An 8,993-nucleotide genomic window follows, 5' to 3' on the forward strand; every position below is an offset into this window, starting at 1 on the left:
TGTTGACAGATACAACAATGAAGCAAGTTACAAGGATTGGTTTGACAAGTCTTATCCTGAATACGATTCTATTTACCAAGCAGTTGGATTAGAAGAACCTAAAGAACTTGCTGTATTTGTTGATCCTGAGCTTGATCCACAGTACTACATTGACAGATACAATAGTGAAATGACATACAAAGATTGGTTTGATAAAACATATCCTGACATGACAATTTATGAAGCAGTTGGATTAGAAGAACCCGTCAAAGAAGAACCAGAATTTGGAGAATGTGGAGAAGGAACAGACTTGGTTGATGGAACATGTGTTATTGTTGATAATTCACAGGGAGGCGGTTGTCTTATTGCAACTGCAGCATATGGCACTGAACTAGCTCCTCAAGTACAATTGTTAAGAGAAGTTAGAGACAACACAGTAATGAGTACTTCATCTGGAATGGCATTCATGACCGGCTTTAACCAATTGTACTATTCATTCTCACCAACAATTGCTGATTTGGAAAGAGAAAACCCAATTTTCCAAGAAGCAGTTAGAGCATTTATCACCCCAATGGTTTCTACTCTTTCAATTATGACATTAGCTGATAGTGGTTCAGAAATTGAAGTGCTTGGATTAGGAATCTCTGTTATTGCATTGAATCTTGGAATGTATATTGCAGCACCTGCATTAATTGGATTCAAGGCTAGAAAATTCTTCAAAAACTAGCTCAAGGCAATTTAGTAAAAGAGTAGTGAAATTTATTTTCTAATTTAATAAAAATACGCGTAAATGGAACATAAGTTGCAGAAAAATCTCATTTTGAGCGTATTTTGTGTTATTTGTCTAGTCTCAATTCCATTAGCCCATGCTGAAATGGAGTTTTCATTTGAGTTTGGAGAACTTGGAAGTGGTGATGACCAATTAGATAATCCAACTGGTGTAATAGTTAGTACTGATGGGAAAGAAATCTATGTTGTTGACAAAAATAACAACAGAGTAAATGTTTTTGATGATGACGGAGATCATGATTTTGAATACGGAACTTTTTGTGATACTGCACAAATCCAAAATTGTAATGATGATGCAGATGGAGCAAATGATGACGGAGACGGACAGTTCAACAATCCCCTAAGTATAGCTCTTGATGCTTTTGGAAAATATTTTGTTGTAGATGCAGACAATGAAAGAATTCAAGTTTTTGATGATGATGGCGAATTCGAATTCAAGTTTGGTTCATCAGATAGTGGAGATGATGAACATCTTGGAGGTGCAGAAGGAATTGTTGTTCAAGACGGAACACGAGACATCTTTGTATCAAGTTCAGAAAGTGATTCGATTTCAGTTTTTAGTTCAGCTGGAAGTTTTGAGTTTGATTTTGATTCATTTGATGGAAATGAAGAATTTAGAAATCCATCAAGTTTGATAATTGATAATACAAATGATATTCTATTTGTAGCTGATTCTGGAAATGATAGAATTGTAATGTTTGAGCTTGTTACAAGTACAACATGTCCTAGTGACACTGTTGAATCAGTTGATGGTATTTGTTTTGTAAAAGAATTTGGTTCTTCAGGTGATGATGAAGGCGAGTTCGATGATCCTTCAGGATTAGCTTTTGATGGTTCAAATGACTTACTTTATGTTGCAGATTCAGACAATGATAGAATACAAGTTTTTGAAATTATTGATGGAACAACATGCCCTAGTGGAACAGAAGAAATTGTAGATGGAGTATGTTTTGTTGAAGAATATGGAACTTCAGGAGACGGAGATGGGCAGTTTGACACGCCTATAGGAATTGCATTAGACTTGACAAATGATCTGTTATTTGTAGCAGATTCAGACAATGATAGAATTCAGGCAATATCACTCAGTTCTGAGCCTACAGTTCAGATTCCTGACAAACCTGAGAATCTTAAAGCTTCAGCAGTTTCTCCAACATCAATTATTCTTACTTGGGATGAACCTGAACTAGATGAAGCGATTCCAGAAATTACTGGATACAAAATTGAGTATAGAGTTGGATCTGGAGATTACATTACAATAATAGAAAACTCTGAAAGTAAAACTACATCATTTATTCATAAAGGATTGGGAGAAACTGAAACATACTATTATCGTGTATACTCAATAAACTCTGAAGGAACAAGTAATGCATCATCACTTGTTTCTGAAAAGCCAGAACACACAACAACGCCTGCCGCACTAACTGCAACTGCAATTTCACCTAGTCAGGTAAAGTTAACATGGTTGCCTCCATCCCAAACATTTGGTCAATCAATTGACGGATATGAAATAAAACGAGAAATAATACCTGGAGTTTATGACATGGTAGGAAATACTAATGGACAAACAACATCATTCATTGTTTCTAATTTAGCAACAGATAAGTCATACACCTATGCTGTATCAGCAAAAATAGGATTTGGTTCAACACAAGAATCAAATTCTGCATCTGCTACACCTAGAGAAGATTCTACAGATACATCAGAAGAACCAATTACTTCAACTGAAGTTCAAGTAGCAATTTCCTCACCTCCAATAAAATTACGAGCAGAAACAGAATCTGTAAAATCAGTGGAGCTTACATGGAGTGAACCAGTAGATAACGGAAATTCAGAAATTGTAGGTTACAAAATTGAATCCAAAAAAGACAATGGATCATTTAGTTCAGTAGTAGAGAACACACAAAGTACATCAAGAATTTATATTCATTCAGGACTTGTAACTGATTCAAAATATACATACAGAGTTTCAGCAATTAATGCAGCTGGAACAAGTGAACCATCAAACGAATCAACAGCTACTCCAAAAATAACAGGATTAGAGATTAGTCCAGTTGGAACATTATCAATAGATGAAGGAAAATTGTTGTCATTTACTGTAAAACTAACAGATAGTACAATTAAAGACCCAGTTTTTAGTCTAAAGAACGCTCCTACAGGCACAAAAATCATTTCAAATACGGGAATGTTTACTTGGACTCCAACAAGTACTGATGGTGGAAAAACTTACACTTTTGATGTAGAAGTAAGAAAAGATGGAATGTTTGACTCAAAGTCACTTAGCATTACTGTAAATGATTCCATTAAAGGAACAGTACCAGTTGATGAACCTGAACCAGATGATGAACCTGATGAGTTGGGATTAGCTCCATTTGTTGATGAATCAAAAGATCCACAAAGTTATGTTGACAGATACAACAATGAAGCAAGTTACAAAAAATGGTTTGATGATAATTACTCCGAATATGATTCAATTTATGAAGCAGTAGGACTAGAAGAACCATCTGAAGAAGAGCCCATAGTAGAAAAACCAGAACCAAAAGAACCAGAGCCAGAAAAAAAATTTGGATTTTGTGGACCAGGTACCAAACTAATTGAAGGGGTATGTACGATTGTTCAAAAACCAGTTCAAAAACCCTGGTGGCAATTCTGGTAATTATACAAAAGTTAAGTTTTAATCACAATACTCTGTGCTGTTTTTAATGGGAAAACTAAGTAGGAACCTAAGAATCTGTGGAGATTGTGGTATAGTATACACTTCTGTAAGTTTTACAAAGTATATCGATCAGTGTCCCATTTGCAAATCCAGACGATTTGAATCGATTCCAATAAAGTCTGATGGGGATTAGTTCAACATAGATTTTTTAGTAGAAAAGATTTCTTTATCTCAATGTCTGAAGATCCTGAAATTGAAAAAATCAAACAAAGAAAATTAGAAGAGATGTTAAGACAGCAGAACCAACCACAGACAGAACCTGGAATTGTAGATTTGAATGATTCAAATTTTCAACAGATTATTTCATCAGAAACCCCAACTCTAGTGGATTTCTGGGCAGAGTGGTGCGGACCATGTAAAATGATGCACCCAGTTTTTGAGAGTTTAGATAAAAAATATCCTAAGATAAAATTTGCAAGAGTTAACGTTGATCAAAATCAAGGCATTTCAATGAAATATGGAGTACAGTCTATTCCCACATTTATCATGTTCAAGGCAGGCATGGTAGTTGATCAAATGATGGGCGCAGTAGGTGCTCCTGGAATCCATATGATTTGTAAAAAACATTCTGCAGATTAATTAGCACTAGTAATAATAATTATCACTAGTTAAATATCATTAGAGTATGAACAATATTGTAAGATTGGTTGTCACCTGATTACAATAGTTTCAGGTCTTAAACCTTCAAACGTCCAACCACTATGAAATGGAAACTTTCGTCAGAGGACAAAAGTTACTGGCCTAAAGTTTCATTTCTTTAATTTTTACCACTATGAAAAAAAATCCTAGTACTTTAAATGAAATTTTTGTATAAAATAATTATGAAACCACATAGTTGTTGCGAAAGAAAATCAAAGTATCTTATTGAATATGATACGGGTTCTCAATACAAAGTATGTGAAAAATGTTTCAAAGACAAGTATTGGTCAAGTTTCATAATTTCAAAAGAAGTAATAGCTTAAAATTAATATGCATAAGCTGCTTCTTTTTCTCTTTGGATACGAACTATATCATTTAGAATTTCTTGCTCTTCTGTACTAAGTTTGTGCATGAATCGATTTAGCAACATTTTTGCTTCATGTGAAGGTGGAAATGTATAGTACACATCTTCTTCAAACAATTGTCTTCCAATTGTTGCATCTTGAACAGAACAAGCAACTTCATCTCCAGTTTTAGCTGAAGATACAGTTTTTTTATCTAGTTGAAGTTGATGAACTACTCCAACCTTTCTGCCAGTCATATTCATGAAAGGTACTTTTTGTTTCAAAGTTCCAACATCTACCTTAACTCCAAAAACTGCAGGATTATTATTTCTGAATACCATTCCTTTCATGAATGTGAATTTTGAAATTGGGGTTAATTCAGAAAATATTGCATCTTCTTCGTTTGCTGAATCTTCTTCAACCCAAGCATTGTAATTATCAATTAAACTGTAGATTACTTTATCCTCAAAGATTTTGATATGGCTATCTTCTGACTCGTCTTTTGCATCAGGTAAAATTTTTACATTAAATGCGAGCACAACTCCAAGATGTCTATCTTTATCTTTGATTGCCTTTGCTTCCATAATATCACGCCTGTTAACAGGACCAATGTCAGCCTTGGCAACAGGTACTTGGGAGCGTCTTAACATTTCTACAATTGCTTCTAGTGAACCAATTGTATCACATTTGAGAGTAATTCCATTAGTCTCAGTATCTACAAAGACAGATTTCATTTCAGACTCAATTTGTTTAGTATATTTTGCGATCTCTTCATCATTTGATGCCACATAAAGAGTACTTCCAGGTAGAACTCCTTCCAGTTCAGGAGATGCAATCTTTAATCCAGCAGCAGCATCCACTTGAGGAACAGGTTTGAATTTATCTCTAGGATCTCTCATCTCGTCAAGAGGTTTTGGGAGCAAGAGCGCTTTTGGTTTAGCAACAATCACAGAATCTCTTTTTGCTACAACTATACTATCTTCCTTTTTGATAGAGCCATCAATCAGGATAATATTTGCAGTCTGGCCTAGTCCAACTTCATCATTTACTTCAAGAACAATTCCTCGTGGTTCTTTTTCCTCCTGATCTAGTCTTTTTTGGAGGTATTGTTGGGTCAATCCTACCAAGACACTCAGTAATTCAGGAATGCCAACACCTGATCTAGCAGAAATAGGAACAATTGCAATTTCAGATTTGAAATCCTTTACACGATAAAATGCCTCAGACTGATATCCTAAAATGGACAATGTACCTACAACATCATAGATTTTCTGATCAAGATCTGCTTGAATAGTAGCATCTTGTTCTTTGATTGCTTGTGAAATGAATTGTGTTTCTGATTTTCTCCATCCAGAAATTTGATCACATTTGTTTAGAGCAATGACAAATGGAACTTTTCTACTTTGTAAAATTTTCAAGCTTTCGTTGGTTTGTGGTTGGAATCCACGATTTACATCAACAACTAAGATTGCAATATCAGCTGCAGAACCTCCTCGTGAACGAAGATTAGTAAAAACTTCGTGTCCAGGAGTATCAATAACTAAAATTCCAGGAACTTTATTTTCTGCTTTTTCAAGTTGTTTGTATAAAGGACCGCATGTTTCCTTGATTGTTTCAGTTGGAAGAAAACTAGCACCAATGTGTTGAGTAATTCCACCTGCTTCTCTACCTTGAACACCAGTTCCACGGATTCTATCTAAAAGAGATGTTTTACCAGAGTCTACGTGACCAAGAACTGCCACTATGGGCTGACGAATTTGCAAAACAGATCACTCAAATGCTACCCTCGATTCGTGATCAAAACTTTCTTGTGAATCTGATGCGTGAATGATGTTTTCACTAAATCCAAGTCCAAAGTCACCTCTAATAGAACCAGGTGCTGCTTCAAATGATTTGGTTGCACCAATCATAATTCTTGTAGTTGCAATTGCATTATTTCCTTCAATAATTGCAGCTACTACAGGACCTGATGTGATGAACGATGTTAATTCTCCAAAGAATGGTTTGTCTTTATGTACATCGTAGAATTTTTCTGCTTGTTCTTGTGTAAATGTGAACATTTTTAATTTTAAAATTTTGAAACCTTTTTTCTCAAATCTAGAAACTACTTCGCCAACAAGATTACGAGCTACTGCGTCAGGTTTTACAATGAATAATGTTTGTTCTGTCAATTTACTTTCTTCTAATTCCGCCTTTGACGTATTTTTCGGTCCACTTTAGTTTTCTTGGATCTCGTTTTAGTTCTAAGAAATTCTTTTTACATTTTGCAGAACAAAACCACAAAACAGAACCATCGTTTTTTGCTAACATAGTTCCAGAACCTTTTGCAACAGGTCGGCCACAGAAACTACATGGTTTAACTAAAAGACTCATCTAAACACCTATTTGATCTTCTTTGCTTCTCTTTCTGTTTCTCTTAGCATGAGGATTTCTCCCATTCTAACAGAACCTTTTACGTTTCTAGTAAGAATTCTTCCTTTATCCTTACCTGTAAGAACTTTAACTCTAACTTGAATTACTTCACCAGCAATACCAGTACGTCCAACAATTTGAATAATTTCAGACTGTATTACTTCTTCAGCAGTTGCACTCATTCTTCACTCTTACCGCCTTTAATTTTAGCAATTGATGATACAACTTGATCTACGATGTGTTGTGCATCACCAGCATCCAAAATTGCTGCAGCGGCAGAAGTAATGTCAATTCCCAATGACTTGCCTAATTCTTGCTTGCTTGGAACAAATGCAAATGCTGCACCTTGTTCTTCACATAGAATTGGAAGATGAGCTACTACCTCTGGTGGTTCAACATCTTCGGCGATAACAATTAGTTTACTGGTACCACGTTCGATTGCCTTGGTTGCTTCGTTGGTTCCTTTCTTGACTTTACCGCTGGTAGAAGCTACTCTAACGGCCTCTAAGATTGGATTAACGAGGTCCTCTGGCGTCTCAAATTTAACATAATATGCTTTTCCCATACTTCGTCACCCTAAGGTTCATTCTCCATTCCCTTCATCCTTTCGTTTGGTTTTAAAAGTGTTATCTGGCGATGATGGACTTTACTTTTTGGAGATATTCAGACATCAGATTATCTAGTTTCTCTTGACTTTCAGCTTCGGCATATACTCTAACAATTGGTTCTGTCCCACTAGGTCTAATCATAACCCAATTTTTTGGATCCAGTGAAATTTTGATGCCATCAGTAGTGTCAGAATCCGGAAATTCTTCTTTTAGGGTGGAGATTAAGATTGGAACATTTTCCTGAGAACAAGAAACTTTGTCTTTGGTTGTAAATGAGGAAGGTAATTTTTGAATTTCATTTGAAAGAGAGTCTCCAGATGTAGCTAACAAGTCCAACATCAATGCCAAAGTCATACAACCATCTCTAACTTGATTATGTTTTCCAAACATGAAACCACCATTTTCCTCAAAACCTATCAAAGCGTTAGTTGGAACCATCTTTCTAGAGACTTCCACACTTCCAACTTTTGTTCGAATAACTTTCGAATCAAATTTTTCTGCTAATATCTCGGTATTCGAACCAGAATTCAAACAAGTTACTACCAAAGAATTTGGATTTTTTTGTAAGATATGTTGTGTCAACACTAGTGCGGATTTATCACCAGTTAATATTTCTCCTTTGTCATCACAGAAAATACTTCTATCTCCATCACCATCAAATGCTATTCCAACATCTGCATTATTTTCTTGTACAACTCTAGATAATTCTGATAAATTTTGTGGAGTTGGTTCAGAACCTCTTCCAGAAAAATTGCCATCTATTTTTTCATTTACAAGAAATGTTTGACAGTTTAGCATCTTGGTAAATTCAGGAGCAGTAACAGCTTGTGCTCCATTTCCTAAATCTAAGACAACTTTGAAATTTTTTGATTCTATTAGTTTAGAATCAACTTGTGAAGTGATTCCATCAAGATATGCTTGAATTGCACGATCTTCAGTTCCAGTAGTTCCCCATTGGGGAGGATTTTCAATCCAACGCTTTTGCAGGTAAATATCTTCAATGATTAATTCATCTTCTCTTGAAATCTCTACACCATCACTAGCTGCAGGTTTAATTCCATTATACTGAGGAGGATTATGAGATGCAGTAATCATTATTCCTCCAGAATATCCCAAAGTCTTTACAGCAAATTCTAAACAAGGAGTTGGAACAATTCCTGCAACATTACAATCAATTCCTATTGAATTTAGTGCAGAGGTAACAATTTTGCAAATAACTGGACTTGATTGACGACCATCATACCCAATCAATATCGGCCCTTTCTGAAAATAAGTTCCAATTGCCAAAGTCATATCATGAACAAATTCTAAAGTAAAATCTTCAGAAAATACTCCTCGAATTCCATTTGTTCCGAAAAATTTCGCCACAACATATTGCAATAATAGATAAATTTGTGTTTAATGGCAGTCCCGTTGCGGGAGTCGCCCAGCCTGGTCAAAGGCGTAGGGCTTAGGACCCTATCTCTTAGGAGTTCGTGGGTTCAAATCCCACCTCCCGCACCACAATAA

The 8,993-nt window shown here is 35.5% G+C and carries 10 protein-coding genes and 1 tRNA gene; 5 read left to right on the forward strand and 6 right to left on the reverse strand.

From position 1 onward, the window contains the following. The 4 genes from Q0941_RS03675 to Q0941_RS03690 form a co-directional block, all read left to right on the forward strand. Positions 1–706, forward strand: a 706-nt coding sequence (locus Q0941_RS03675; protein ID WP_299291484.1) for a CFI-box-CTERM domain-containing protein, incomplete at its 5' end; no start/stop codon positions are given. A gap of 63 nt (positions 707–769) precedes the next feature. Continuing rightward, positions 770–3,421 (forward strand): fibronectin type III domain-containing protein, encoded by a 2,652-nt coding sequence (locus Q0941_RS03680; protein WP_299291486.1) that lies wholly within the window; start codon positions 770–772, stop codon positions 3,419–3,421. Between the two features lie 234 nt (positions 3,422–3,655). Beyond that, positions 3,656–4,060: a thioredoxin gene (gene trxA, locus Q0941_RS03685; RefSeq protein ID WP_299291488.1), complete on the forward strand. Its 405-nt coding sequence runs from the start codon at positions 3,656–3,658 to the stop codon at positions 4,058–4,060. Positions 4,061–4,302: 242 nt separating this feature from the next. After that, complete coding sequence (locus Q0941_RS03690) at positions 4,303–4,443, forward strand: hypothetical protein (protein WP_299291490.1); 141 nt, start codon at positions 4,303–4,305, stop codon at positions 4,441–4,443. Positions 4,444–4,445: 2 nt separating this feature from the next. Here the strand turns inward: Q0941_RS03690 and infB are convergent, their stop codons facing one another. The 6 genes from infB to glmM all read right to left on the reverse strand — a co-directional run bounded on the left by infB (position 4,446) and on the right by glmM (position 8,852). Then, complete coding sequence (infB, locus tag Q0941_RS03695) at positions 4,446–6,227, reverse strand: translation initiation factor IF-2 (protein WP_299291492.1); 1,782 nt, start codon at positions 6,225–6,227, stop codon at positions 4,446–4,448. A gap of 6 nt (positions 6,228–6,233) precedes the next feature. Further along, entirely contained in the window at positions 6,234–6,635 is a 402-nt protein-coding gene (gene ndk, locus Q0941_RS03700; RefSeq protein ID WP_299291494.1) for a nucleoside-diphosphate kinase, read from the reverse strand. A 1-nt stretch (position 6,636) separates the two neighbouring features. Beyond that, positions 6,637–6,837 (reverse strand): 50S ribosomal protein L24e, encoded by a 201-nt coding sequence (locus Q0941_RS03705; RefSeq protein WP_299291496.1) that lies wholly within the window; start codon positions 6,835–6,837, stop codon positions 6,637–6,639. 8 nt (positions 6,838–6,845) lie between these two features. Continuing rightward, the gene (locus tag Q0941_RS03710; protein ID WP_299291498.1) at positions 6,846–7,058 is read right to left on the reverse strand and encodes a 30S ribosomal protein S28e; all 213 of its coding nucleotides are present in this window, start codon (positions 7,056–7,058) and stop codon (positions 6,846–6,848) included. Then, positions 7,055–7,441 carry a 50S ribosomal protein L7Ae gene (gene rpl7ae / locus Q0941_RS03715; RefSeq protein WP_299291500.1) on the reverse strand — a complete coding sequence of 129 codons (387 nt, stop codon included), beginning with the start codon at positions 7,439–7,441 and terminating at the stop codon, positions 7,055–7,057. The genes Q0941_RS03710 and rpl7ae overlap by 4 nt, the downstream gene beginning before the upstream one ends. A gap of 61 nt (positions 7,442–7,502) precedes the next feature. Then, a complete protein-coding gene (gene glmM / locus Q0941_RS03720) occupies positions 7,503–8,852 on the reverse strand; it encodes a phosphoglucosamine mutase (RefSeq protein ID WP_299291502.1) in 1,350 nt (449 codons plus the stop codon). A gap of 47 nt (positions 8,853–8,899) precedes the next feature. Between glmM and Q0941_RS03725 the strand changes: the two genes are divergently transcribed. Continuing rightward, positions 8,900–8,987, forward strand: a tRNA-Leu gene (locus Q0941_RS03725). Positions 8,988–8,993: the final 6 nt, after the last annotated feature.

The organism is Candidatus Nitrosopumilus sp., from assembly GCF_028278985.1.
GTDB lineage: Archaea > Thermoproteota > Nitrososphaeria > Nitrososphaerales > Nitrosopumilaceae > Nitrosopumilus.

What these genes read in the sequence shown, in the direction of transcription:
- Q0941_RS03680 (WP_299291486.1), top strand. Translation starts at nt 770, where the DNA reads ATGGAACATAAGTTGCAGAAAAATCTCATTTTGAGCGTATTTTGTGTT.
- trxA (WP_299291488.1), top strand. Translation starts at nt 3,656, where the DNA reads ATGTCTGAAGATCCTGAAATTGAAAAAATCAAACAAAGAAAATTAGAA.
- Q0941_RS03690 (WP_299291490.1), top strand. Translation starts at nt 4,303, where the DNA reads ATGAAACCACATAGTTGTTGCGAAAGAAAATCAAAGTATCTTATTGAA.
- Q0941_RS03705 (WP_299291496.1), bottom strand. Translation starts at nt 6,837, where the DNA reads ATGAGTCTTTTAGTTAAACCATGTAGTTTCTGTGGCCGACCTGTTGCA.
- Q0941_RS03710 (WP_299291498.1), bottom strand. Translation starts at nt 7,058, where the DNA reads ATGAGTGCAACTGCTGAAGAAGTAATACAGTCTGAAATTATTCAAATT.
- rpl7ae (WP_299291500.1), bottom strand. Translation starts at nt 7,441, where the DNA reads ATGGGAAAAGCATATTATGTTAAATTTGAGACGCCAGAGGACCTCGTT.